24 protein-coding genes and 1 tRNA gene are annotated in these 23,144 nt (G+C 56.6%); 13 read left to right on the top strand and 12 right to left on the bottom strand.

Annotation, left to right across the window (positions count from 1 at the left end):
* Positions 1-58: 58 nt before the first annotated feature.
* The 3 genes from zipA to FPL19_RS15280 all read left to right on the top strand — a co-directional run bounded on the left by zipA (position 59) and on the right by FPL19_RS15280 (position 6,077).
* The gene (gene zipA / locus FPL19_RS15290; protein ID WP_150913709.1) at positions 59-1,045 is read left to right on the top strand and encodes a cell division protein ZipA; all 987 of its coding nucleotides are present in this window, start codon (positions 59-61) and stop codon (positions 1,043-1,045) included.
* Complete coding sequence (gene ligA / locus FPL19_RS15285; protein ID WP_150913707.1) at positions 1,042-3,075, top strand: NAD-dependent DNA ligase LigA; 2,034 nt, start codon at positions 1,042-1,044, stop codon at positions 3,073-3,075. Before zipA ends, ligA begins: the two co-directional genes overlap by 4 nt.
* Positions 3,076-3,209: 134 nt before the next feature.
* Positions 3,210-6,077, top strand: a complete 2,868-nt coding sequence (locus tag FPL19_RS15280; protein ID WP_150913705.1) for a hypothetical protein — start codon at positions 3,210-3,212, stop codon at positions 6,075-6,077.
* Here the strand turns inward: FPL19_RS15280 and FPL19_RS15275 are convergent, their stop codons facing one another.
* From FPL19_RS15275 to FPL19_RS15265, 3 genes are all read right to left on the bottom strand, one after another.
* Entirely contained in the window at positions 6,078-6,710 is a 633-nt protein-coding gene (locus tag FPL19_RS15275) for a CBS domain-containing protein (protein WP_150913703.1), read from the bottom strand. It abuts the gene before it with no gap.
* A gap of 72 nt (positions 6,711-6,782) precedes the next feature.
* Positions 6,783-8,411, bottom strand: coding sequence for an FAD-dependent 5-carboxymethylaminomethyl-2-thiouridine(34) oxidoreductase MnmC (mnmC, locus tag FPL19_RS15270; RefSeq protein WP_150913701.1), 1,629 nt, complete (start codon positions 8,409-8,411; stop codon positions 6,783-6,785).
* The gene (locus FPL19_RS15265; protein WP_150913699.1) at positions 8,408-8,995 is read right to left on the bottom strand and encodes a peptidylprolyl isomerase; all 588 of its coding nucleotides are present in this window, start codon (positions 8,993-8,995) and stop codon (positions 8,408-8,410) included. The genes mnmC and FPL19_RS15265 overlap by 4 nt, the downstream gene beginning before the upstream one ends.
* A 148-nt stretch (positions 8,996-9,143) precedes the next feature.
* On the opposite strand from FPL19_RS15265, the gene FPL19_RS15260 reads away from it, so the two are divergent.
* Complete coding sequence (locus tag FPL19_RS15260) at positions 9,144-9,893, top strand: pilus assembly protein PilB (RefSeq protein ID WP_150913697.1); 750 nt, start codon at positions 9,144-9,146, stop codon at positions 9,891-9,893.
* Positions 9,894-9,920: 27 nt separating this feature from the next.
* On the opposite strand, the gene FPL19_RS15255 is transcribed toward FPL19_RS15260, so the two are convergent.
* From FPL19_RS15255 to flgA, 3 genes are all read right to left on the bottom strand, one after another.
* Positions 9,921-10,391, bottom strand: a complete 471-nt coding sequence (locus tag FPL19_RS15255) for a flagella synthesis protein FlgN (protein ID WP_150913695.1) — start codon at positions 10,389-10,391, stop codon at positions 9,921-9,923.
* Positions 10,392-10,398: 7 nt separating this feature from the next.
* On the bottom strand, positions 10,399-10,728 hold the full coding sequence (flgM, locus tag FPL19_RS15250; protein ID WP_150913693.1) for a flagellar biosynthesis anti-sigma factor FlgM: 330 nt from the start codon (positions 10,726-10,728) through the stop codon (positions 10,399-10,401).
* 171 nt (positions 10,729-10,899) lie between these two features.
* Positions 10,900-11,595 carry a flagellar basal body P-ring formation chaperone FlgA gene (flgA, locus tag FPL19_RS15245; RefSeq protein ID WP_150913691.1) on the bottom strand — a complete coding sequence of 232 codons (696 nt, stop codon included), beginning with the start codon at positions 11,593-11,595 and terminating at the stop codon, positions 10,900-10,902.
* Between the two features lie 150 nt (positions 11,596-11,745).
* On the opposite strand from flgA, the gene FPL19_RS15240 reads away from it, so the two are divergent.
* From FPL19_RS15240 to FPL19_RS15230, 3 genes are read left to right on the top strand one after another with little or no spacing between them, the layout of a single operon-like run.
* A complete protein-coding gene (locus tag FPL19_RS15240) occupies positions 11,746-12,678 on the top strand; it encodes a chemotaxis protein CheV (protein ID WP_150913689.1) in 933 nt (310 codons plus the stop codon).
* Between the two features lie 40 nt (positions 12,679-12,718).
* Positions 12,719-13,546 carry a CheR family methyltransferase gene (locus FPL19_RS15235; RefSeq protein WP_150913687.1) on the top strand — a complete coding sequence of 276 codons (828 nt, stop codon included), beginning with the start codon at positions 12,719-12,721 and terminating at the stop codon, positions 13,544-13,546.
* Between the two features lie 3 nt (positions 13,547-13,549).
* On the top strand, positions 13,550-14,098 hold the full coding sequence (locus FPL19_RS15230; RefSeq protein WP_150913685.1) for a lipocalin family protein: 549 nt from the start codon (positions 13,550-13,552) through the stop codon (positions 14,096-14,098).
* Positions 14,099-14,115: 17 nt separating this feature from the next.
* Here the strand turns inward: FPL19_RS15230 and FPL19_RS15225 are convergent, their stop codons facing one another.
* A complete protein-coding gene (locus tag FPL19_RS15225; RefSeq protein WP_150913683.1) occupies positions 14,116-14,766 on the bottom strand; it encodes a cupin domain-containing protein in 651 nt (216 codons plus the stop codon).
* A 168-nt stretch (positions 14,767-14,934) separates the two neighbouring features.
* Between FPL19_RS15225 and FPL19_RS15220 the strand changes: the two genes are divergently transcribed.
* Positions 14,935-15,025, top strand: a tRNA-Ser gene (locus FPL19_RS15220).
* 31 nt (positions 15,026-15,056) lie between these two features.
* On the opposite strand, the gene FPL19_RS15215 is transcribed toward FPL19_RS15220, so the two are convergent.
* Positions 15,057-16,067: a sensor domain-containing diguanylate cyclase gene (locus FPL19_RS15215; RefSeq protein WP_150913681.1), complete on the bottom strand. Its 1,011-nt coding sequence runs from the start codon at positions 16,065-16,067 to the stop codon at positions 15,057-15,059.
* A gap of 116 nt (positions 16,068-16,183) precedes the next feature.
* Here FPL19_RS15215 and FPL19_RS15210 point away from each other — a divergent pair, with 116 nt between their 5' ends.
* Positions 16,184-16,774, top strand: a complete 591-nt coding sequence (locus FPL19_RS15210; protein WP_150913679.1) for a GNAT family N-acetyltransferase — start codon at positions 16,184-16,186, stop codon at positions 16,772-16,774.
* Here FPL19_RS15210 and FPL19_RS15205 read toward each other — a convergent pair.
* Together FPL19_RS15205 and FPL19_RS15200 are read right to left on the bottom strand one after the other, a co-directional pair.
* Positions 16,771-17,718: an AEC family transporter gene (locus FPL19_RS15205; protein ID WP_150913677.1), complete on the bottom strand. Its 948-nt coding sequence runs from the start codon at positions 17,716-17,718 to the stop codon at positions 16,771-16,773. The genes FPL19_RS15210 and FPL19_RS15205 overlap by 4 nt on opposite strands.
* Before the next feature lie 11 nt (positions 17,719-17,729).
* Positions 17,730-18,005, bottom strand: coding sequence for an acylphosphatase (locus tag FPL19_RS15200; protein ID WP_150913675.1), 276 nt, complete (start codon positions 18,003-18,005; stop codon positions 17,730-17,732).
* Between the two features lie 137 nt (positions 18,006-18,142).
* On the opposite strand from FPL19_RS15200, the gene FPL19_RS15195 reads away from it, so the two are divergent.
* From FPL19_RS15195 to pgsA, 4 genes are all read left to right on the top strand, one after another.
* Positions 18,143-18,394, top strand: a complete 252-nt coding sequence (locus FPL19_RS15195) for a YheU family protein (protein WP_150913673.1) — start codon at positions 18,143-18,145, stop codon at positions 18,392-18,394.
* Between the two features lie 98 nt (positions 18,395-18,492).
* Complete coding sequence (uvrY, locus tag FPL19_RS15190) at positions 18,493-19,155, top strand: UvrY/SirA/GacA family response regulator transcription factor (RefSeq protein ID WP_150913671.1); 663 nt, start codon at positions 18,493-18,495, stop codon at positions 19,153-19,155.
* On the top strand, positions 19,139-21,019 hold the full coding sequence (gene uvrC, locus FPL19_RS15185; protein ID WP_150913670.1) for an excinuclease ABC subunit UvrC: 1,881 nt from the start codon (positions 19,139-19,141) through the stop codon (positions 21,017-21,019). Before uvrY ends, uvrC begins: the two co-directional genes overlap by 17 nt.
* 7 nt (positions 21,020-21,026) lie before the next feature.
* A complete protein-coding gene (gene pgsA / locus FPL19_RS15180; RefSeq protein WP_150913668.1) occupies positions 21,027-21,584 on the top strand; it encodes a CDP-diacylglycerol--glycerol-3-phosphate 3-phosphatidyltransferase in 558 nt (185 codons plus the stop codon).
* On the opposite strand, the gene FPL19_RS15175 is transcribed toward pgsA, so the two are convergent.
* Both FPL19_RS15175 and FPL19_RS15170 read right to left on the bottom strand, forming a co-directional pair.
* Positions 21,511-22,197: an ABC-type transport auxiliary lipoprotein family protein gene (locus FPL19_RS15175; protein ID WP_150913666.1), complete on the bottom strand. Its 687-nt coding sequence runs from the start codon at positions 22,195-22,197 to the stop codon at positions 21,511-21,513. The genes pgsA and FPL19_RS15175 overlap by 74 nt on opposite strands.
* Positions 22,198-22,205: 8 nt before the next feature.
* Positions 22,206-23,144, bottom strand: a complete 939-nt coding sequence (locus FPL19_RS15170) for an MlaD family protein (protein WP_150913664.1) — start codon at positions 23,142-23,144, stop codon at positions 22,206-22,208.

The following is a 23,144-nucleotide window of genomic DNA, read 5'->3' as shown; positions in this document are numbered from 1 at the left end:
ACTGAGCCTTTTCATAGAGTAACAGCGTTGTCGATATCGCAAACAGGACAGTAAGACTATGTCTCTAAGGGAATGGTTAATCGCCATTGGCTCCCTCGTGGTCATCGGGGTTGTTATAGATGGCATCCGGCGTATGCGTCGGGCGCGCAAGGAATCTGTGGCTATCTCGTCCGGGATGGGCGCCGACGACCTGGATGAATCACCGCTGGATGATGAATTTAATCCGGAGCTGCCCAACGGCGGCGCCCGAACCATCTCCAGGGACACCCTTGAAGATCGTGGCTACGTAAAGCCTCAAAAACCCCGTTTCGGTAACCCGACCCCCAAACCGACCCGCCCGGTAAAAGACACCAGACCGACGCCTGAACCCGAGCCTGACTCTGAGCCTCAGAGTCAGCCGGAAACAGAGTCAGAGTCAGCGAACGGGTATGAGGAAAGCTTTTCCGCCACCGACGACGATACAGACCTCGAAATCGAGGCCGGCTGGGCTACAAAGCCTGCTGAGAAGGCGGAGCCACCGACCGTGACTACCGAGGTGGAAGAAGATACCGCAAGGCGCAAGCAGGCCAGTAAGGCCTCGGATCAGCCGCTGGCCGGTGCCAATCGCCCGGAAGCGCGGGAAGTTGTGGTTATCAACGTACTTGCCAAAACCGGTGAGAATTTCAGTGGCGAAAAGCTCAGGGATCTGTTTGAAGCCTGTGGCCTGCAACATGGTGATCTGGACATCTACCATCGCCACGAGCAGGCAGACACTCATAGCCCGGTCCAGTTCAGTGTGGCGAGTGCTGTCGAACCCGGCACTTTCCGGCCAGAGGACATACCGACACTCTCCACGCCGGGAATCAGCTTTTTCATGAGTATGCCGGGGCCGTCCAATTCCCTTCAGGCTTTCGAATTCATGCTGGAAACCGCCCAGTGCGTGGTGCGGAATCTTGGCGGTGAGCTTAAAGACGAGCGTCGGAGCGTGATGACGCCACAAACCATAGAGCACTGCCGTCAACGTATTCGCGAATTCGAGCGTAAGAAACGATCCCCGGGACAATGACAGACCAACCTGATAAAGACGCTTCCCAGCGAGCCGAGGAGCTGCGCCAGCAGCTGACCGAACACAACTATCAGTACTATGTGCTTGATAATCCAGCGATTCCGGATGCCGAGTACGACCGACTGTTTCGTGAGCTTCAATCACTGGAACACCGGTATCCATCCCTTCGCACCGCTGACTCACCGACCCACCGGGTGGGCAGTTCCGTGGAAACGTCTTTTGAGTCAGTAACCCATCGCATTCCCATGTTGTCGCTGGACAACGCTTTCTCCGATGACGAACTTAAAGAGTTTGATCGCCGTGTAAGAGACCGCCTCAAAACAGACGACGACATCGAATACGTGGGCGAACCCAAGCTTGATGGCCTTGCCGTTAGCCTGCATTACGAGAATGGCGTTTTGACTCGCGCAGCAACCAGGGGTGACGGCTACACCGGAGAGGATATAACTGAAAATATCCGCACCATTCCGTCGGTCCCACTGAAGCTTCGCGGCGATTCCATTCCAGCCCTGGTTGAGGTTCGCGGCGAGGTTTATATGCCGAAAGCCGGCTTCGAGGAATTGAACCGCGTTCTGGGGCAGAAAGGCGAGAAGACCTTTGTGAACCCGCGCAATGCGGCCGCCGGCAGCCTTAGGCAGAAGAAACCAACGGTAACCGCCCGTCGACCGCTGGAAGTGTGCGCCTACAGCGTGGCGCTTGAGGATGAGAGCGAGATGCCGTCCACCCACTGGGACAGCCTGCAGTGGGTAAAGACCTGGGGCTTTCGCACCAACCCGGAAATGCGGCTGGTGATCGGTGTCGATGAGTGTCTTGAAGCCTATCGAAGCCTGCTGGATAAACGAAACGAGCTGGCTTACGAAATCGACGGTATTGTATTCAAGGTCAACAGTCTGGCGCTGCAACAGAAGCTGGGCTTTGTGTCCAGAGCACCGCGCTGGGCGATCGCCCAGAAATTTCCGGCCCAGGAAGAACTCACGGTCATCGAGGATGTGGAGTTTCAGGTGGGGCGCACTGGGGCCATCACCCCGGTTGCCCGGCTGAAACCGGTGTTTGTCGGTGGCGTGACGGTCAGCAACGCAACACTGCACAACATGGACGAAATACGCCGGCTGGACGCCCACATTGGCGACACGGTATTTGTTCGCCGGGCGGGGGACGTGATCCCCCAGGTCGTGAAGGTATTGCCGGAGCGGCGACCGGAAAACGCGTCCGTGGTCAGTCTGCCGCCGACATGCCCGGTCTGTGGTTCGGACATTGTGCAGATCGAGGGCGAAGTTGTCGCCCGTTGCTCCGGCGGCCTTTTCTGCCCCGCCCAACGCAAGGAAGCTATCAGGCATTATGCGTCCCGCAAGGCGCTGGATATCGAGGGGCTGGGTGACAAGTGGATTGATATCCTGGTTGACCGGGAACTGGTTAATACCGTTGCAGACCTGTATCTGCTGAAGAAATCCGATCTGACGGGGTTAGAGCGGATGGGGGACAAGTCCGCCAACAACCTGATCAATGCCATTGACCAGTCCAGAAAGCCGGTGCTCTGGAAGTTTCTTTACGCTCTGGGTATCCGGGAAGTCGGTGAAGCGACCGCCAAGGCGATTGCCAGCCATTTTGGCACGCTGGAAGCGATCAGCCGCGCTGATGAGGAATCGCTTCAGGCTGTTCCGGACGTTGGCCCTGTGGTCGCCGGCCATATCCGCAGCTTTTTCGATCAGAAGCACAATATCGATACACTCGATGCGCTTCGCAAAGCCGGTGTCCAATGGCAGGAAGAGGAAATCACCGCCGGTGAAAAACCCCTTAGCGGCGAAACCTGGGTACTGACAGGAACCCTGTCCACCATGACTCGTGATGAAGCAAAGGCCTGCCTGGAAAGCCTGGGCGCAAAAGTGGCCGGCAGTGTCTCGGCCAAGACATCCTGTGTTGTCGCCGGAGAGGCCGCCGGGTCCAAGCTTGCCAAAGCCGAAAAGCTCGGTGTGCAGGTGCTGGATGATTCAGCGTTTATCGACTTTTTGTCCCGCCACGACCTGCCCTGAAGGGCCACTGGACGCTCGTGGGCTGAATCTGAGAACTCGCGCAGATCCCGGCCCGACTAAATTGATTACCATAAGTCCGTTCTGTAACGGTGTGTAAAGCACCCATAAAAACAAAGCTCTGAAACGGACTTTTTATGCGCGCCGATTCCTTTTTCCGGATTCTTATTCCTGCCCAGGGTTCCATGATGCGTCTGGCGACCTGTGCCATGCTGGCGCTGGTTGTCGCGGGTTGCAAAACGGAGAGGGACTCCGAAGACCCCGTCATACTGGGTGTTCCACCGGAAGATGCCTATCTTGGGGTTGAATATTCCTATAACTTTGGCGCCGTGGACGAGGACGACATCCTCAACTATTCCCTGACGAACGCCCCGTCCTGGCTCGCCCTGGAAGACATCACCAACAATGCGCGCCAGGGTATTATCATGCGCGGTGTGCCCGGCATCACCGGCGGACAGCGCGGCCGGGCAGATCTTGGCGTGACCAGCAGAATCAATCTCGTCGGTAATGACCAAGCGACTGCTGGCGCACAGCCTTTCAGCATTGATGTGCAGGAAAACCAGTTGAGTGTTGTCAGCCGTGATTACTCGGAATCCGCTCCCGAGCCGGAAGAAAATCCGGAAAGCGGTCAGGGCGAGGACGACGAGATTCCCGATTTCCAGTGTGCCAAACCCGTCACCGAGCCCATGGGCGAGCATACCTACTCGATCAACCTTTACGATGAGTCGGGTAATGTGACCGGTAGTGAAGAGAAAACCTCCACCACCCGTCCGATTCTTGTGCAGGTGAATCTTGACCAGCCTTCCGTAACCCGAATCCGCGTTTCTTTTGAGCTGCGTTCCGGTTTCAATCCGAACCGGTGCGACCAGGGATTTACACCTGATCACCAGCGTTGTGATACCGGCCTGGCAAACTCCGACGAAGCCATTATTGGGCGGGACATTGTCGGACTTGGCAGCGGGAGTGGCGGCGTTCTGCCAACACCGGACTATGTACAATACCAGTCGGATGAAGACGGCAATCTTACCAGAGGCGTCCTGACTCTTGAGCCGGGGATTACCGAGTGTTATGTGCGTCTGGAAGTGATTGATGATCTTGAACCGGAAAAGCTTGAAGCGTTCAGCTTTGCATTAACCGAAGTCCGTTCTGGCATTGCAGGCCTTGGATCATCCAATACCGGGGTCAGTGAACCGTTGCGGATTGAGGATGATGAGCCCACGGTCAGCCTACAGACCAGACTCGGTGGCAAGCGCGATGTAGTCAATCTGGGTGCCCAGACTGAATATGTGGCAAAGCTTGAGGGCGACCGGGAAGAAGAGGTCTATTTCGCGAAGATCGGGCCACAGGATGGGTCCGATGCCATACAGGGAACGGATTTTGAGCTCCAGCTGGAAACCACCCCTGGCGCCGGAGACTGGGTCAATGCCGACCTGATCACTTTCCCTGTTGGAACCGACGAGGTAGCTTTCCGGGTCAGCACCAGCCCGGCCAGTTCCTATAACAACCCTGCGGATAACGACCGGTTCGTGCTGCTGGGCCTGGATTCGAACTATCAGTCCGGCAGAAGCAACTACGCTGCATCGAAGCGGGATGACGAACTGCGTGTAAGCATCAATGAACTGGCCATTTTGCCCGAGGTCGGTTCCGAAAGTGGATTTGTGCCCACAGACATGACCATGGGCCAGAACGGGCGGGTTTTTATTGCCGGCTATGATTCGGCGGACGACAACAGACCGATGGTGCGGGTCATTGACCAGAAGGGGAGTCAGGTATCCGAAAAAAGCCTGTACCCGCGGGCAGTCAGCCTGGACGCGCCGCCAGTCATTGCTTTTGCTGCCCGGGACGTGGAATCCGGCGACGAGGACGTGCTGCGTTACGAGTTCGCAGTGTCTTTCGGGGTGGAAGAGGATGACGCCGGAAACCCAACACCGGGTAACGTCAATATAGTGACCCAGCGCTGGTTCTACGACAGCGCCCTGGCACCGGCGGACTACGCCCGGGACTGGCAGTTCGTCAATGGCACGGATGAAGATGACTTTCCGCGTTGGGTCGGCATTACATCAACTTCGGGAGAGGTTCTGGTCACCGGGGTGACCCGCGGCGTTTTCGACACCGAAGATACCCCTGGCGGCCGCCTTGCCAGCTTTGTTCAGCGAATTGATACCGAACCGGACGGTCCGCTTTTGGTACCGGAACTGGCCTGGGCGCGCCAGGTTGAATCTGTCAGCCATGACGAGCGCGTGGTTGGCGGTGGCATCCAGAATACCATCCCCATAGTGATTGGTGACTCGTCCGGATCCGTTGGAGGTGAGTCACAGTTTGGTGGCAAAGACGGATTCTTCTATACCCTTCAGGTCATCGGTGAGGAAATCGATGTGCAGCAGGTGGGAACCGACGCTGACGAAAGCCTGGTGGACGGCTTCTTCGCTGCAGGAACTGTCTGGCTTATTGGCAACGGCAACAACAATTACCGGGTAGTGACGGAGGCGGGCGTCAAAGTGCTTCGCCGGACCGCAACGGAGAGCGAGGCCGGGTTTCTTTTAGGTTATACGCCCGCTGGTTCCGCGATGGAAACCTACCTGGCAAATGATGAAGAGGACGTTTCCACCGAGACACTGCGAACTGCCATGATCTTCAATGATGACCTGGTTGCCGCTGGCTCCACGGATGGCGTGTTGACTGACGATCCGGCGGTTCAGACCAATACGCTGAAGGACCCGGCGCTGTTCCGTCGAAACCGGCAGCCCCGATTCGAGGAAGATGAAGACGACGATGCCGACAATGATGACGTCAGCGACAAAACGCCGATTATCGAACCCTCCCAGCAATGGAACCGGCAGATAGCCATTGCTGACCCGGGCATCGGCATCGTTGAGGCTTTAACGAACTATCGGAATGACGAAATCACCGCTCTTATCAAACGGGATGTGACCGGAGGCACGGTCTGGACACTGAACCTGTTCAACCCAGAGGGTAAGCCGCTGAACGAACCCGCCGGCCCCTGATCAGACCTCGCCCTCATGGCGGCCAGCATCGGCGTAAAGCCTCAGGTAATCGGTGCTGGTCACAATGCCCTTTGGGCGGCCATCGGGATTGATAATCAATGCAGCATTCAACTGGTGAGCAAGCATCAGACGGGCAAGTTGGTGGGCGTCCGTCTCTGGGGACGCCGTCAGGAAGGCGGGCAGTTCGATATTGATCAGGCTGGAATCTGCCGACGCTTCCTGGTTTTCGTATAGCCAGCCCAGCAGCCACCGTAATTCCACCAGTCCTGCAACTACATCTTCTGAGGTGATGACCAGATGGCTGACGCCGCGCTCATCCATCACAGTCAGTGCTTCATCTACCGAGGCGCTTGCGGCGAGCGAGACGATGGCGGGTGTACAGATACGGGATACCGGGAGATAGGGTCTTTGCTCCTTGGGCTCGCCTGCTGCTGCCGCGCCGTACTCCTCAAGAGCCTTATGGCGCCCGAAATTGGCGGCTTGCTGAAACTCTGCGTCGGTAGCTTCGCTGTGCCGGGTATTGATGTCCTGGAGCTCTTCCAGTTCAGTCACATCTCCCACACGGCGCCCCCGGAATATTTCCGGCAGCCGGGTGCCTACCGGGCGCCCGGGTTCACTGACATGAATAGACATTGGATTCTGCTCCCTGTGGCAAGGCCCTTTTATTCCTTAACGGCCGACAGCCCGGTTTCCTCAGCCGCACAATCAGTTTTCTGTTTTTCCCGGCCGATGACACCGTTGTGTTTCTACCCGCCTCATCAGATTTCGGGGAAGGCAGGGGGGTTGCCCGGATAACAGGTCTGCCAGATATTCCGCCAGAAGTGGCGAGTAGGTCAGGCCTTTGCTTCCCAGGCCCGTGAATAACCACAGCCCCTCAAGGGCGCTGCCATCCCGGTTTTTCATCGGCCCCGCTATTGGCTGATAATCGTGGGTTGTGCATCGAAAGGCAACCCGGCCTGAGCTCTGGTCCGCAATGGTCGCTATATCGGCTGATTTCAAGGCCTCTGGCAGAAAGTCGGAGAGCATTCGAAGGTTTTCGCGGTTGCTCTCGGCAGTCACTGCCGGTGAGGAATCATGCAGGTCGAAGGTCGCGCCCACCAGTGCGCTGCCCTTATGGACCGGATTGAGATACCCGGGGCCGCAGACAACCAGTGCCGGTGGATTGACGTTTCCCGCCGGGACCTCGGTAATCTGTCCCCGGATCCGTTTGATGCGGTATTGGCCATCCAGCGGAATCAACCCTGGGGTATCCGCCCCTGCACAGAGCACGATCTGGTCGAAAACTAGAGACTCCCCCTCGCTTGACCTCAGCGTCCAGTTCTCGCCATTTTTTGCCAGGGTCTTTGTGTCGAAACCCGGTCGATAGGTAACGCCGGGTGTGTCCGACAGGCTCCGGCACAGTGCCGCCGGTTCAAGCCAGCCGCTGCGTGGAAACCACAGCCCGGCATGGGGGACCGGAATACCGGCAAGACGGCTTGCCTGGTCCGCGCTGACTGGCTCCAGAATCTCGTTGGGGAACTGGTTTCTGGCAAGAAATCTTGCCTGGCGGTCCGCTTCGGTAGCGCTGTAGGCCAATTGCAGCAGGCCGGTGGGATGCCATCCGTAACCCTTGAACTGTTGGTAGAATCGCTGGCTGAACAGCAGAGAGGAAAGGGCGAGCCGGGTCTGGTCGTTATAATCAACGCCGAGTTTGACGTATAGAGCGCCCTGGCGATTCCCGGAAGCTTCTGACGCTACGGAGTCGGCGCGATCGATCAGTGTCACCTGAAAGCCGCGCCCGGCAAGGTTGGCGGCCAGCAGTGTGCCGGCAATACCAGCACCAACGATGCCAATCTTCCCGGGCAGAGATTGGTTTATGCCGCCGGCAAGCGCCTGGCTGCTGTGCCTATGAATAAGCTCTTGATCCCGACCATGGCTCAAATCCTCAAAAAACCAGGCGTCGGCGCGAAAATCAAGATCCGTCAGGGCACTGGTAAGCTCACCAAAATAGAGTGTCAGTCTTACCCGACCCTCATCCAGAACAAGCCGTTGTGGGCCGGCGATGGCGGGCGGAAACTGCAGAAGCAGTTCCTCAGCCAGACGTGAGTGTCCGCGCGCGGCAGCTTTTACGTCCTCCGGCGCCGGGGGGCGATCGACAACGGTTATAAAGTGAAGACAGGCCTGGCTGCTGGCTGCTGATTCCCGCCATAGCTGCCAGGTGGCCAGAAAGCGATGACCATCGCCAAAGCCGGTTTCTGCAATCACAAAGTGCTCGCCGGCCTTCAGGGCGGAGAATCGCTCCGCCAGTCGATCCTGCCGGAGAAACGCATGGTCTGGTTGTTCAGGCAGGGTCACGGCAGTAGCGAAATGTTCGTGATGACAATGGGCTGGTCAGGAACATCCGCCATACCACCCTGTCTCCCGGTCGGTTTCGAGGCGATAGCATCGACCACACCCATGCCATCGGTCACTTTGCCAAACACGGTATAGCCAGCACCGCGAACCCCGGCATCCAGAAACCCGTTGTCAGCCAGATTAATGAAAAACTGGGAGGTGGCAGAGTCAGGATCGTTGGTTCTTGCCATCGCAACGGTCCCGCGAAGATTCTTGGCGGTGGATTTGGCTTCGTTCACTACCGGGTCACGAGTCGGCTGTCGCTCCAGATCACGGTTGAAACCGCCGCCCTGAATCATGAATCCGGGGATCACACGATGGAATATGGTGCCGTCATAGAAATCATCCGCCACATACTGTTTGAAATTGTTAACGGTTTTGGGTGCCAGGTCCGGGCGAAGCGTGACCTCGAACGAGCCCATATTCGTCTCTACCAGCACTTTTGGAAGGGGCTCTGCGGCAGTCACGTGGCCTGAGGCCAGAAGTGTCGTTACACAGAACAGGAGAGGGATCACACAACGAAACGGTTTTACCAGATTTGTCATTCTATACTCGTCCTCATGGTTGGCTGTGCGCAGGATCTTGCGATACTGCAATGGCAGTCGGGGTTTGCAAAGAATGCTACCAGAAATAGGTCAGGATGGCGTCCGCAACCAGTGGGCATCCTGGATCAACAATTGGGGGATACAAGCCGTGAAAAACCGTCCGGGCATTGAGGAAAAATCTCGATTAGGTCGATTGCTGGTTAATCGCGGCTATCTGTCGGAAACCCAACTGGACGACGGCCTCCGGTTGCAACGCGATTCCGGCAAGCGCCTGGGCGAAGTTCTGGTTGAGGCCGGATGGCTCACCGAGCGCGACCTTCACCGCGTTCTGCGCCATCAGAGCCGTTACCGCAACGCCGCAGCACTGGTTACCATGGCAGTTCTACCGTTCCAGCCAATGATCAGCTTTGCCGCCAATAGCCAGAGTGGAAGCGAGCTCAGCCCGGCGGATGCAGGGCAGATGATGGGTGAGGGCAAGTTCCAGCCTCTCAGCGAAGCAGAAATGGCCGGTGTGGCCGGTCAGGGCGGCCAGGCTGGTCTTTTTCAGCATGTCAGCGAGATCAGCGCAATGCCTGCGGATGCTCAGCAGGCCGAAAATTCCGGCGAGAAAGGGCCCGATGCCCTCAAGGCGCTCGAGTTCGCGGCCAATGTGTTCGTGCCCGTGCTGAATTTTCTGGAATCCGACCTGTCGGTTACCGGTGTTCACTACAGGGAAGGGGCGCCGAAGTTTGCCATCCGCAATGACGGTGCCCTGGAGCTGGCGATGCCAGAGCGGATCGAGCAGATTCGCATGGATAAGATACGGGTGATGGGCTCAGCCGGCGCGTCAATGGGCAACATCATCATCAGTGACGTTCAGTTTCATGCCGGCTCCAGCATGACGATCCGCACCCGCTAACCGTTTACCGGCCTTGACGGCCTCCGATCAGGCGCTCGCCAGTATACTGCTGTGCGAGACGGCCTCTTCGTGGCCTTTTGCGCCGTATAGCTTTTCCTGTCCGGTGGCACCCCGGAATATTTCCGTCAGTCTGGACAGACGCTTCTGCAGATGGGAAATGATGCGGCCGTTGGTCTGGTTGAGCGCCTGACACTGCTTGAGAGCCTCGGAAGCCTGTTCCCACATAGAAACGGCGTCATCCAGACCGGCACTTCTCAGAAAGCGTGAGGGTTCGCCCAGATCTGGCCGAAAACCCATGGCAACGAGAACCCGGATTTTTACCTTTGCACGCTCACGAATCTGATTCAGATGATGATCTTTCTGCTTGGTCACGGATGTCAGTGCTTTGACATCCGAGCTGGAGAGAAGGGTCTTTTCCTGGGCCAGAATGTCTTTCAGTGTGGCTAACTGCTGGATATCCTGGCCCAGAAGGTCTTTCAGTTCATCAATGTTCGACATGGCTCACTCACCCGAAAATGCTTTCATCCATCTCAAGCATTTTCTGGGCCAGCTTCTGCGCATCTACCTTGTAGGAACCATCTTCGAGTGCCGCTCGAATCTGTTCGATGCGCTCGTCGTCCATTTCCGGAAAGTCGGCGAGTTTCTGTTCGAGCTGCTTCAGATTCTTTGCCTGGCTGCTCAGATTAACATTCTCACCACGGGCACTATTGGAGGCCTGGGACTTGGCTTGCTCTGTTCCAGCCTGGTTGGGGGCTTGGGAGCCGGACGCCTTGTCCGCTGATGGCCGCTGAGTGTTGACCTGGCCGGGGCCAATTCCATTAAAGTCAACTGACATAATCATACCTGCTTCGCTGTCTGGCCATCGGAATGGCCCTAAAAGTTTATATCTTTTTAACGGCAGATCCCGAAAGACCTTTAGTACAATCTTTCAGAATGTAACACATTCGGGATTAACACTCTGAATAGCGGCAGAAACTTGCCGGTTCCGGCAAACCACTGCCTGAGGTTACATGTGTATTTTAACCTGCCCGGGGGCAATAATTCTTGCCCGTACGGTGCGTGCGCTGGAAAGATTCTCCACCATCACCTGCTCACCGATGCTGCCACTGCCGAGGGCCTTGCCACGGGATCTGACGGAAAAGCCTCCCGATTCCGCAGAGATAACGACATGATCTCCCCGGGAAACGGCTTCCGGAGCCTCAAGCAGGCTGGCGGTGAACACGGTTCCACTATTTACACCGCGGCGCATTTCCATGCCAATCAGTTGTTTTGCGTCCCGTATCGGGTCTCGCAGGGTTGAGTTCAGCTCAATCGACCGGGTAGTTATTGCAGCTTCGGTAATTCTTTCGCCACGGGCCAGGGGCCTGGCTGCAACCAGTCCCTCGCCGCGAATAGTCAGCGTGACCGGCAAAAACATTCTCCAGGGACGTGCGCCTTCGCAGGAAACCAGCAGGGAAGGGTGTGTTGTGTCCCAGGGGTCGCCACTGAACGATACGGCCGGTGATGTCTTGCAGGTCGCCAGGGAAAGCCGCGAATCCAATTTTCCAATACTGTGGTTAACGGTATAGCCTTCGGCGGCCTGTTCTTTAGCAAAGGCTTCAAGGAAACGCTTTGCCGACGTGTGTATCTGTTGCGCGGATGAGGTCGAAGCGCTGGCGAGCGTCGCGGTTAACAAATAGACAAAGAAAATGATGATGCGCATATGCTTCGGTTTGTCCTATGCTGTCACTAATACGGTAAAGCCCTTGGTTGGCCGCCATTTATCTGGCGCCGCTTTGCCTCTGGCAGGCCTTTAAACAGAATTTGAGCAAGATGTATGCCGCCCCCGGCACATATGCGAAGGAGAACAAGAATGGCAGGGGTTCTAGACAGTGTTAATCAGCGTACCCAACTGGTCGGTCAGAACCGGCTCGAGCTGCTGCTGTTCCGGTTAAAGGGGCAGCAGGTATACGGTATCAACGTATTCAAGGTTAAGGAGGTACTGCAGTGCCCGAAGCTGTCTTCGATACCGAATAGTCGAGCCATGGTTAAAGGGGTGGCGCATATTCGTGGCGAGACCATTCCGATCATCGATCTTGCCATGTCGATCCGCCTTCCCGGCATTTCCCAGCAGGATCTGAGCACCAGCTTTGTGATCATTACTGAATACAACCGCAAGACCCAGGGGTTCCTGGTGGCCGGCGTCGACCGGATCGTGAACATGAACTGGGAAGACATACTCCCGCCGCCCAAGGGTGCGGGAAGGGACGTTTATCTCACAGCTGTGACCCGCATTGATGAGAAGCTTGTAGAGATCATAGACGTTGAGAAGATTCTCTCGGAAGTGGCGCCCCTTGAAGCAGACGTTACCGATGAACTCCGGACCCGAAGTGAAAGCCGTGCACCCGGCCTGCTGCCAGTCCTGGTGGTCGACGATTCATCAGTTGCACGGAGACAGATTGAACGGTGCCTGACCGCTATTGGCATGGAAGTGATCACCAAGAACGATGGTAAGCAAGCGCTTGATTTTCTCAAGGAGATCACGGCGGACGGCTCCAAAGCGACAGACCATTTATCGCTGATTATCTCCGATGTCGAAATGCCGGAGATGGATGGGTACACTCTCGTCACGCGCTGCAAAAGTGATGATGCAATCAAGGGCGTGTACATCATGCTGCATACGTCCCTGAGTGGCGTGTTCAACAAGGCGATGGTGACCAAAGTCGGGGCCGATGATTTCATGGCCAAGTTCAGCCCTGATGAGCTCGCTGAGCGGGTGATGGAAATCGTCGACGGCCAGCAGTGAGCCTGACGTCAAATTCTGACTCATCCACAATCGGGTTTCGATGAAAGCTGAAATAACGCCACAGGAATACGAATCCTTTAAATCGTTTCTGCAGGAGGCATGCGGCATCCTGCTAGGCGAAAACAAACAGTATCTGGTGAAAAGCCGATTGCGCCGGATCATGGAGGAGCATGAACTGTCGACCCTGGGCGAGCTTCTGGAGCGCATCAAACGCTCGGGGCGAAGCAACCTGAGGGAAGTGGTCATCGATGCGATGACCACCAATGAGACGCTCTGGTTCCGGGATAATCACCCGTTCCGGATACTGCAGGAAAAACTGCTACCCGAGTTTGCCGACAAAAAGTCGAGCCAGTCTCTACGGATATGGTCCGCAGCAGCATCCACAGGTCAGGAACCCTATTCGGTGGCCATGATCATTGAGGAATTCCGTCGCCAGCGTCCCGGAAAGCTCCGTGACGTCAAAATTACGGCAACGGACATTTCTAAAAGCGTGCTGGAAGTGGCTCGAAGTGGTGAATACGAGATGATCGCCATCGGCCGCGGACTGTCTCCTGAGCGGCAGAAGCAGTTTTTCACCCCCTCATTGAGCGGAAGCTGGCAGATCAAGTCCAATATCAAGAGCATGGTGGAGTTTCGGGAGCTCAACCTGCTTGAGCGGTACATGCTGGGCAAGTTCGACATTGTGATGTGCCGGAACGTACTGATCTATTTTTCAGCCGAGCTGAAGAAGGACATCCTCACGCGGATCCATGCCACGCTGAACCCGGGTGGCTACCTGATTCTGGGTGCGTCTGAATCTCTCAGCGGGCTGCCGCATCTTTATGAAATGGTGCATTGCAGCCCGGGAATCATCTACCGGAAGAAGTGACCTATGAAACTGTTACGCCTGGGCGTTCTGCTGTCTATGGTTCTGTTGGCAGGTTGCACCGGTCTGCCGGATGGCATTGAGCCGGTCTCGGAGCTTGATCTGGAGCGGTACAAGGGCACCTGGTACGAAATTGTCCGGCTCGACCATTCCTTTGAGCAGGGCCTTTCCAATGTCACGGCCGAATACTCTTTGAACCCGGACGGCAGTATTGCCGTTATCAACCGTGGTTATTCCTCGGAAGAGGGCGCCTGGCAGGAGGCAGATGGCCATGCGGTGCCTGTTGAGGATTCGGCAGCAGGTCACCTGAAAGTCTCTTTCTTCGGTCCGTTTTACGCCTCCTACGTCGTGTTCAGGCTGAACGAGGACTATCAGACCGCTTACATCACCGGCTACAATCGGGATTACCTCTGGCTACTGGCCCGCAGCCCCCACGTGGATGATGAAACCATTGAGGATTTCAAAGCAGTAGCCAAAGCGAAAGGCTTTGATCTCAGCGAGCTTATTCTGGTGGACCAAAGCCGCAACATCGGCAAAGGCCCGGCCGCCGACTGATACTTCGTGCCTTCCATTCAGAAGGGAAGATGCCCGGTTTTCACCCATATGACGGTTTCCTCGTCTACAAACGGGTGGTGCTGGCTCAGATGGGGGCTGCGGATCCAGGTGCCTGCGGGATAGCGCCCGTGTTCATCGCAGAATTCGCCAGACAGCACCAGAATTTCCTCCCCTCCAAAGTGTCTGTGAGGCTGGAACCGTTCCCTGGCTGGCCATTTCACCAGCGCAACGTGCTCCTGCTCGAATTCATGCAACGGCATCACCTCCAGGCCTCCCTGACCGGGCAGCCAGGAGGTAGCCTGGGTGTTCAGCCGCACGGTATTGAAGTCGTTGGGGTTGAACTGATGAAGCTTCACGAACAGCAGGCAGCCTTCAACGCTGAAAGGCGAATGACCGCTGCCGGGAGGGTTGCGCAGATAGGTACCGGGCCCGTAGTCACCGGTTTCATCTGAAAATACCCCCTCCAGAACCATAATTTCCTCGCCCAGAGGGTGCTCATGCCGCGAGAAGCGGGCGCCGGGTTCGTAGCGCACAATGCTGGTTGCATGACCGCGCTCGGCTTCCTCCCGCGCCAGAGGTTTGCGTAGAACCCCGCCCGCCGGGCTCGGCGTCCAGTCCATTTCCTGGCTACGCACAACGACCTTCTTTGTGAAATCCATATTGAGCAATTCAAAGCCCTCCACCTGGCTGACTGCTTTGGATGTTTATCTCAAAGTGTATACGCAGACAACCGTGAAACCATGCCAATGAAATTGAAGGTTGCTAAAAGGCCGTAAAACGATTAGAGTTTGCGACCTCAAATGAGCGACAAGTGTGCTGATTTGAAACAGTTTAAAGGAGAGGTGGCCGAGTGGCTGAAGGCGCACGCCTGGAAAGTGTGTAAACGTTAATAGCGTTTCGAGGGTTCGAATCCCTCCCTCTCCGCCAACACAGAACCCCAGCAATCGCTGGGGTTTTTTTATTGGCTGAAGTAAACGCGGCGTTCTTTTTTGACGGCGTACATTGCCCTGTCTGCACGGGCGATCAGCCCTGCGGGATCTCTTTCGCCTGGTGCCGTGGTCACTACACCAACGCTCGGGCCAGTGTAATCGATACCAGTCAAGCCGATAGAGAAATTGCCACGGGTGAGCCTCTCGAGTCTTTTTTTTATCGCCAGGCGACTGCCCTCCAGATCCTCTGAATGGGCATGCCCGAAAACCACGAATTCGTCGCCGCCAATACGGGCAACGTAATCTCCCTCCCGGACACCAAATTTGAGCGCCTTGGCAATTTCGATCAGAAAGCGGTCGCCCGCATCATGGCCATACTCATCGTTAATCCCCTTGAAGCCGTCCAGATCAATAAAGGCCAGATGCAGCGCCTGTTTCGCCCGGTCCGCGTTGGCCAGCGCGCGCTTCAGTTCATTTTCAAGCGCTCTCCGGTTGGCCACACCTGTCAGCGGGTCGGCGAGGGCGTACTGACGCAGGGTGATCTGTTCCCGTCTAAGGGTCTGAAGCAGTTGGTCCCGCTCAATCTGCCGCGCGATCAGGCTGGCAAACATGGACAACAGCCGGCGTGCCTCGTCCGAAACCAGAACTTTCTGCCGGCTGGCGCCACAGAGCGTTCCGAAAAGCTCATTGTCACCAATGCGAATTACCTCACTGACGTAGGTGGTCAGGCCAAGTTTTCTTGCCGCGCTTGAATCGCCCCATTGAATTGCCACGTCGGTTGTGTAGGTGTTGCCTTCGTCCATTGCGCGTTTGCAAAGGGTGTCGCCCCAAGGGACCGTGAGGCCTTCCGGTATCTGCAGTGTCTTGCTGTTTCGAGCAAACAGAATAGTCTGAATACCGGATTCGGTATCAATACTTGTCAGATAGGTGGACTCCAGGCCGGTCACAGCCTCAAGCAACTCGAGCAAAGAGCGCACAAGCGCCTCCAGATCACCGTCTTCGGTAACCACAGTAGCAAGCTTGTGTAAAACTTTATCCATTTCTTACGGGGTCCCCCTTGTAATACCGGGCTCGCGCCCAGAGGTTTTCGTCTTAATAGAGTTCTAATAACAACATTGTAACGCCCATGAGCCAATGATGCATTTGCGAGGCATGAATGACTGTAAGGCTTGAAATCAAGGTCGGCGCTGAAATCCACCCCTATATCGAGAATCTGGCTCATCTGAGAATCGAGGTGTTTCGAAGTTTTCCATACCTCTATGACGGTGATATGGCCTACGAGGTTCGCTACCTGGAGACCTACTCGCAGTCACCGCGCAGCCTGTTTGTGCTGGCCATCGACGGAGATCAGGTGGTGGGGGCCGCAACGGGCATTCCCATGGCCGATGAAACCAATGCTTTCAAAAAGCCGTTTATAGACCAGGGCTACGACCCGGAGAAAATATTCTATTTCGGTGAATCCGTGCTGATGCCGGAGTACCGGGGGCAGGGTATCGGGGTGGCCTTTTTTGATCGGCGGGAAGCCTATGCGCAGGAGCTGGGCGGTTTCTCGCATTGCTGCTTCTGCGCGGTCGAACGACCTTCCGACCATCCGATGCGCCCGGCTGACTACCAGCCTCTGGACGAGTTTTGGCACAAGCGGGGTTATCGCAAAGAGCCGGAGCTAAGTACCGAGTATCACTGGAAAGATGTGGGCAACAGCGAGGAAACCGCGAAACCGATGACGTTCTGGTTGAAGCCCCTTTAGGCCACGCCTGCGGAACGCAACAGGAAAACCCCGGCCGTCACGGTGATGCTGGCCATAAGGGTGGTCAGGGCGACAATGTTAGCAGCGAGACGATCGTTACCATTCAGCGCTTTGACCATAACAAAGCTCGCCGCCGCCGTCGGGCTGGCGAAAAACAGAAACATCAGGCCCAGCTCTCTTCCTTCAAATCCGGCCAACCAGGCAGCGAGGGTGCACAATGCCGGCAGCGTGATCATTTTGAGGATACTGGCGCTGGTGGCGATTCTGCGGTCACTGCGCACGGCGCTCAGGGATAGCGTGCCGCCGATGCACATCAGTGCCAGGGGCAGCGTCAGAGATGCGAAGTAGTTGCCAGTGGTCATCAGCCAGACCGGCAGGCGGAGACCGGACCAGGCAAAGGGCAGGGCCAGGATCACAGCCAGAATCAGAGGATTTCTTAAAATATCTCTGAAGATCCTGTCCCAACCAGCTGTTTTACCCGGTAAATAGGTGGTCAGAACGATGACGGAAAGCACGTTGTAGGTAACGATTACAACGCCCAGCAGCAGGCCGCCGGCGGACAGGCCGAAATCACCGTAAAGACTGGCTGCCAGGGCCAGGCCAACAATGCCGCAGTTGCCCCTGAACGCACCCTGGACATAAACACCGCGATCGGCCACCGGAACAGCTCTCAGCGCCCAGAGCCAACTAAACAGAAAACTCGCCAGCGTGGCGGCAGCGAAAAAACCCAGTAACACCGGGTTCAGCGCGATGTCCAGGTCTGCGCGTACGATACTGAGAAACACAAGCGTTGGCAGCGTGGCCCGGAAAACCAGGGCCGACGCTGTGTTAATGAAGGTCGTGTCTATCCAGCCGAGACGCCTGAGTCCAAGGCCGATAAACACCATGGCGAAGACCGGCAGGGTGGTTTCAAGGGTGTGGGCAAACGTGTCTAGAAGCGTCATTCAGTCGGTGATTACCAGACTCCAAAGTCATTGAACTCACCGGTTGCGGCAGTTTCGGATGAGTCGATGTTTTCCACGACCGCGGCAGGTGGCCCGTCTTCACACCATTGCCTGAGGGAATCAAGCGATTCCGGCGCCCCCTCGGCAACCACTTCAACACGCCCATCCGGCAGGTTGCGAGCATAACCGGTCAGGCCAAGGCTTGTGGCCTTGTCGGCAGCAGTGGCTCGGTAGCTCACGCCCTGAACCTTGCCACTTATGAGTAGAGTCCGTCTTTGATAGGTCATAGTCCGGCTCCTCCTTTGATCGACCGACGGTTGCTTAGTCCTAGGTTATCGCGTCCCGAGGGCCGGGTAAAAGCCTGATTCGGCCTTCTACATAGGTCCCAAACCCATTACCATTGCCTGATTGGGCGGAGTTGAAAATGAATGATGAAACAGGCCAGCAGGCGCAGCCGGACCCACGTGAAGAGAAATTCGTGGTGGAAACGGAGTTGCTTACGAAAGACCAGCTCGACGGCCTGATTGATGAATATTGCACCCGCTATCACGGGCTGAATGACACCGAGAACCCCATGGAAGAGCGGGAGAGAGTCAGGGCGGCGGTAAAACGGGGCGATCTGGTGGTATGGTTTGATCCCGTCGAGAACAGCGCGGGTCTTAGCCCGCCGCGCTAGTGTTTTTGTGTTTGTGTACTCATTGTGCAGCTATCGAATGCGCGGCTTAACCGGTACAATCCGGATCGTTTCAGTACATGCCGCATGTGAGGTGAAGTTTGATCAGGGTATTGGTTGTAGACGACCATGATTTGGTCCGGTCCGGGATCACCCGGATGCTGGCCGACAACCCGGACCTCGAGGTCATCGGCGAGTCGTCCTCCGGAGAGGAAGCCATTGACGCCGTCCGTCGGGACCGGCCCGACATCGTGTTAATGGATATCCGCATGCCCGGAATTGGCGGCCTGGAAGCCACACGGCGCATTCTGCGCATTGACGATTCCATCCGCGTTATCGTGGTGACGGCCTGTGCCGACGACCCCTATCCCACGCGGGTGATGCAGGCGGGCGCCACCGCTTATATCACCAAGGGCGCGGACATCAAGGAGATGGTACGTGCCATACGCATGGCCCACTCCGGCCAGCGTTACATCAGCCCGGAAATCGCCCAGAAAATGGCGCTCAAGCAGTTGGGGGGCGATGTAAGGGACGAGGACGGCCAGTTACAGCTATTTGACAGGCTTTCCGAGCGCGAGATGCAGATCGCCATGATGGTGGTCGACTGCCAGAAGGTACAGGATATTTCGGACAAACTCTGTTTGAGCCCCAAAACGGTAAACAGCTACCGCTACCGGATTTTCGAGAAGCTGGAAATCTCCAGCGATGTGGAATTGGCGCTCATGGCAGTCAGGCTTGGGTTACTTGATGCGGACCAGGTCTGAAGAACCGGCTGACGAATCGACGGACAAGTCATCCGGCGAATCCTTTGATGTAAAGCACTTCCTCAAGCGGCTGACCGAGCGGCCCGGGGTTTACCGCATGTATGACGCCTCTGGCGGCGTTCTGTATGTGGGAAAAGCCCGCAATCTCAAAAAGCGCGTTAGCAGCTACTTCAGAAAATCCGGCCTGGCGCCGAAAACCGAAGCGCTGGTATCGCGTATCGAGTCCATCGAAGTCACCATTACCGGCAGTGAAACAGAGGCTCTTCTGCTTGAGCAGAACCTCATCAAGTCGCTGCGTCCGCCCTATAATATTCTCCTTCGGGACGACAAATCCTACCCCTATATCTATCGTTCCGCACACGATGACTACCCATCACTGACGTTCAGGAGAGGGCGAACCAAAAAGGGCGGCGGCACCTGGTACGGGCCTTTTCCAAGTTCCGGCGCGGTCAAGGAAAGTCTTAATATTCTACAAAAGATATTCCGTATAAGAGACTGTAGCGAAAGCTTTTTCCGGAATAGAACCAGGCCCTGTCTGCAGTACCAGATCAATCGCTGCACGGCGCCCTGTGTTGGCTTTATTGCTCCAGAGGACTATCTGGCGGATGTGCGTCGGGCGACCATGTTTCTGGAAGGAAAAAACCCGGCGATTCTCCAGGACCTGATGGCGGCAATGGAAGAAGCCTCAAAATCACTCGAATTCGAGAAAGCCGCGGCCTACCGTGACCAACTTAATTATCTGCGCCATGTGCAGGAGCAGCAGAGTGTCGACGGCGGAGGTGGTGATGCTGATGTGGTGGCCATTGCCCAGGACGCGGGTGTGGTCTGTATCGTGGTAATTATTGTCCGCGGTGGCCGCGTGCTGGGCACCAAGGACTATTTCCCGCGCTACAGTATTGAACAGTCCGAGGGCGAGCTGCTCAGTGCCTTTCTGGGCCAGTACTATTTCGGCGGAAGCACCCGCCGGGAAATCCCGCCGGATATTCTGGTGCCGCTGGATGTCGACGGACAGGAGCTTCTATCCCAGGCGCTGACGGAAACAGCGGGGCGCGATACCCGTATCCGCAAGAACGTTCGCGGGGAAAGACGGCGTTGGGTGGAGCTGGCAATGACCAACGCCCGGCAGACGCTTTTGACACACCTGGCCAGCAAGGAAACCGTGTATCGCAGGCTGCTGGCACTGAGGGATTTGCTGGAATTGCCGGAAACCCCGTCGCGAATGGAATGTTTCGATATCAGCCACAGTCAAGGGGAAAACACGGTCGCATCCTGCGTGGTTTTCGACGAGAATGGACCCCTGAAAAGTGACTACCGGCTCTACAATATTGAAGGGGTAACGCCGGGGGACGACTACGCGGCCATGCAACAGGTGCTGACCCGCCGATACAAACGCGTGGTTGCTGGCGAGGGAAAACGGCCGGACCTGGTGTTTATTGATGGTGGCAAAGGACAGTTGGGTATCGCCAAGGCGGTCTTTGATGAGCTGGGATTGCTGGACATACCGCTGATCGGCGTTGCCAAGGGCATCACCCGTCGTGCCGGCATGGAGCAGTTGATTGATGCCATGACCGACACCGTGTTCAGGGTGCCCGCCGATTCACCGGCCCTGCATCTGATTCAGCACATTCGGGACGAATCCCACAGATTCGCCATCACCGGTCACAGGGCACGGCGAGACAAGAAACGCCGCAGCTCGACCCTTGAAGGAATCGAAGGGGTAGGGCCGAAGCGCCGGCGGGATCTGATCCGCTATTTCGGCGGCATCCAGGACTTGAAAAAGGCCAGCATTGAAGAAATGAGCAAAGTCCAGGGCATCAGCCGAAACCTGGCGGAAACCATCTACGCAGCGCTCCATGGCGAGTAGGAACCCGATGAATTTACCGAATATACTGACCCTCTCGCGAATCATCATGATCCCGGTGTTCGTGATCATTTTCTATTTGCCGGGGGAGTGGGGTTACTTTGTCAGCGCCGCCATTTTTGCACTCGCTGCGGCAACTGACTGGTTGGATGGTTATCTTGCTCGCCGTCTTGACCAGAGCACGCCTTTCGGAGCGTTCCTGGACCCAGTTGCCGACAAGTTGATGGTAGCGGTGGCGCTGACTGTGTTGGTTGAAGCCCATGCCAGCTTTATTCTTACCATTCCCGCCACGGTGATCATCGGGCGCGAAATCGTGATTTCAGCGTTGCGTGAATGGATGGCGGAGATCGGAAGCCGTGCCAGTGTGGCGGTGTCCTACATCGGCAAAATCAAAACTACGGCACAGATGACGTCGATTACGCTCCTGCTGGCGTTTCCCGTGGGCCAGACCTGGACCTACGCGGGTCTGGCACTGCTCTACGTCGCTGCAGGCCTCACTCTCTGGTCAATGATCCTGTACCTGAAGGCGGCCTGGCCGGATCTGTTTCCCCGTAAAAGTCACGACTGACCGAGTGCAGCCAGTTGACCATGTCCCGGGTGACACGCTCACTGGCAACGGCGAAGCCGGCAATCACGGCTTCCACAGGCTGATCCTCCACCGGCTGTCGTGACTGAAAACGCCGGGCTGCCAGCACCCGCCGCGAGTCGGTCGCCAACACCTGTGCATCCACCTGTACCATCACAGCCGGTTCTCCCTGGTTGTAGACAAGCTGAAATCGCATCAGATCACTGGTCAGGGACAGCTCACTGCCGGCACTGCTGGCGTCGCTGATGACGGCCTTCAGATTACCGTTTTGTCGAAAGCTGTCTATCCAGTAGTCGCGCAGCAGTAACGGTGGAGGATTGCTCCACCGGGCGCCGCTGTAAGCCTGTACTTCCAGTCCGCGGGGATTGACCAGAATGCGTGTGCTGTTCAATGGAGGCGTGGCCGCTGGTGTCAGCACGCGCAGCGTCATGGGTACAGTCGCCTCATCCGCAGTCGGCATCTGCGGATCCGGCAACCGAAAGGTACTGATGGCTGCGCGCTCTGGCAGAAGGGTGCAACCGGCAAGCAGGGTGGCCGCGAGCAGAGCAGCAATACCTGTTTTCAGTGGTGGATTCATGTCTGGACGTTTCATCATGGCATTGTTCACGGTTGAAATTCGGGCAGGGGTTCGTTCCCCAGCAACAGGCCGGCAGGATCTTCCTCGAGGCGATTGATCAGCCCGTCCAGGTTTTTAAGGGTCGACCTCATGTCCCGCAGGGCGGGGCCCAGTTCACTGACTCCCTGCACTCCCTGATTCAGGGCCTGTTCATTCTCCGCAAGTAGCCGGTCAATCCGGCTCGCTGACTGTTTCAGGGTTGCGGTGGCGGTTCGGGCTGAATCAACAAACGTTTTAACCTCGTTATCCAGAAGTGAATCCGCTTTGGTTCCAACCTGCTGGAAGGTGTCGAGTGTGGCCCGGGTTTCGACGGTAATCTGCTTCAGGCGAGTAAACACGTCGTTCACCTCGTCCCGTCTGTCCATCAAGCCAGAGGATAGCGCCTGAAGATTGGCCAGGCTGCGGGTCAGGTTCTGGATATTCTCCTCGGACATCGCCTGATTGGAATTAGTCAGCAGGCGGTCCAGCTTCGCCAGCAAATTCTCGCCGGTGTCCATTAACGAATTCAAAGCCGACGGCTCGGCATATATCTGGGGAGGTTCGCTTCGGGACCCCTGCAGAATTTGCTTGTCCGGGGTTCCGCCCTTCAACTCGATGCTCATACTGCCGGTGATGTTGGTTAGTGCAAGTGAGGCCGTCGTGTTCTCCCGAATCGGAACGTAGCTGTAGATTCTGACCATGGCCCTGACCTTGCGGGGGTCCTGCGGATCCAATCTCAGCCTGTCAACGTTGCCAACCCGAATACCGCTGTATTTGACCGGGCTGCCCTCTGATAAGCCACTTACGCCCTGGTCAAAAACGATTTCATACCAGGAATAGTCCCGGTCGCCCTCGGAGTTATTCATCCACAGCGCAAAAAACAGCCCGCTGGCGACCGCCGCCAGGGCAAACAGGCCGATCAGTACGTGATGCGCCCTTGGTTCCAT

The sequence above is a fragment of the Marinobacter halotolerans genome (genome assembly GCF_008795985.1).
GTDB lineage: Bacteria > Pseudomonadota > Gammaproteobacteria > Pseudomonadales > Oleiphilaceae > Marinobacter > Marinobacter halotolerans.
The sequence above is the reverse complement of the archived record's forward strand: the minus strand, read 5'-3'. Positions and strand labels throughout refer to the sequence as shown.

Coding starts and splice junctions, on each gene's coding strand:
- zipA (WP_150913709.1), top strand. CDS start 59: ATGTCTCTAAGGGAATGGTTAATCGCCATTGGCTCCCTCGTGGTCATC.
- ligA (WP_150913707.1), top strand. CDS start 1,042: ATGACAGACCAACCTGATAAAGACGCTTCCCAGCGAGCCGAGGAGCTG.
- FPL19_RS15280 (WP_150913705.1), top strand. CDS start 3,210: ATGCGCGCCGATTCCTTTTTCCGGATTCTTATTCCTGCCCAGGGTTCC.
- FPL19_RS15275 (WP_150913703.1), bottom strand. CDS start 6,710: ATGTCTATTCATGTCAGTGAACCCGGGCGCCCGGTAGGCACCCGGCTG.
- FPL19_RS15265 (WP_150913699.1), bottom strand. CDS start 8,995: ATGACAAATCTGGTAAAACCGTTTCGTTGTGTGATCCCTCTCCTGTTC.
- FPL19_RS15255 (WP_150913695.1), bottom strand. CDS start 10,391: ATGTCGAACATTGATGAACTGAAAGACCTTCTGGGCCAGGATATCCAG.
- flgM (WP_150913693.1), bottom strand. CDS start 10,728: ATGTCAGTTGACTTTAATGGAATTGGCCCCGGCCAGGTCAACACTCAG.
- flgA (WP_150913691.1), bottom strand. CDS start 11,595: ATGCGCATCATCATTTTCTTTGTCTATTTGTTAACCGCGACGCTCGCC.
- FPL19_RS15240 (WP_150913689.1), top strand. CDS start 11,746: ATGGCAGGGGTTCTAGACAGTGTTAATCAGCGTACCCAACTGGTCGGT.
- FPL19_RS15235 (WP_150913687.1), top strand. CDS start 12,719: ATGAAAGCTGAAATAACGCCACAGGAATACGAATCCTTTAAATCGTTT.
- FPL19_RS15230 (WP_150913685.1), top strand. CDS start 13,550: ATGAAACTGTTACGCCTGGGCGTTCTGCTGTCTATGGTTCTGTTGGCA.
- FPL19_RS15215 (WP_150913681.1), bottom strand. CDS start 16,067: ATGGATAAAGTTTTACACAAGCTTGCTACTGTGGTTACCGAAGACGGT.
- FPL19_RS15210 (WP_150913679.1), top strand. CDS start 16,184: ATGACTGTAAGGCTTGAAATCAAGGTCGGCGCTGAAATCCACCCCTAT.
- FPL19_RS15205 (WP_150913677.1), bottom strand. CDS start 17,718: ATGACGCTTCTAGACACGTTTGCCCACACCCTTGAAACCACCCTGCCG.
- FPL19_RS15200 (WP_150913675.1), bottom strand. CDS start 18,005: ATGACCTATCAAAGACGGACTCTACTCATAAGTGGCAAGGTTCAGGGC.
- FPL19_RS15195 (WP_150913673.1), top strand. CDS start 18,143: ATGAATGATGAAACAGGCCAGCAGGCGCAGCCGGACCCACGTGAAGAG.
- uvrC (WP_150913670.1), top strand. CDS start 19,139: ATGCGGACCAGGTCTGAAGAACCGGCTGACGAATCGACGGACAAGTCA.
- pgsA (WP_150913668.1), top strand. CDS start 21,027: ATGAATTTACCGAATATACTGACCCTCTCGCGAATCATCATGATCCCG.
- FPL19_RS15175 (WP_150913666.1), bottom strand. CDS start 22,197: ATGATGAAACGTCCAGACATGAATCCACCACTGAAAACAGGTATTGCT.
- FPL19_RS15170 (WP_150913664.1), bottom strand. CDS start 23,144: ATGGAACCAAGGGCGCATCACGTACTGATCGGCCTGTTTGCCCTGGCG.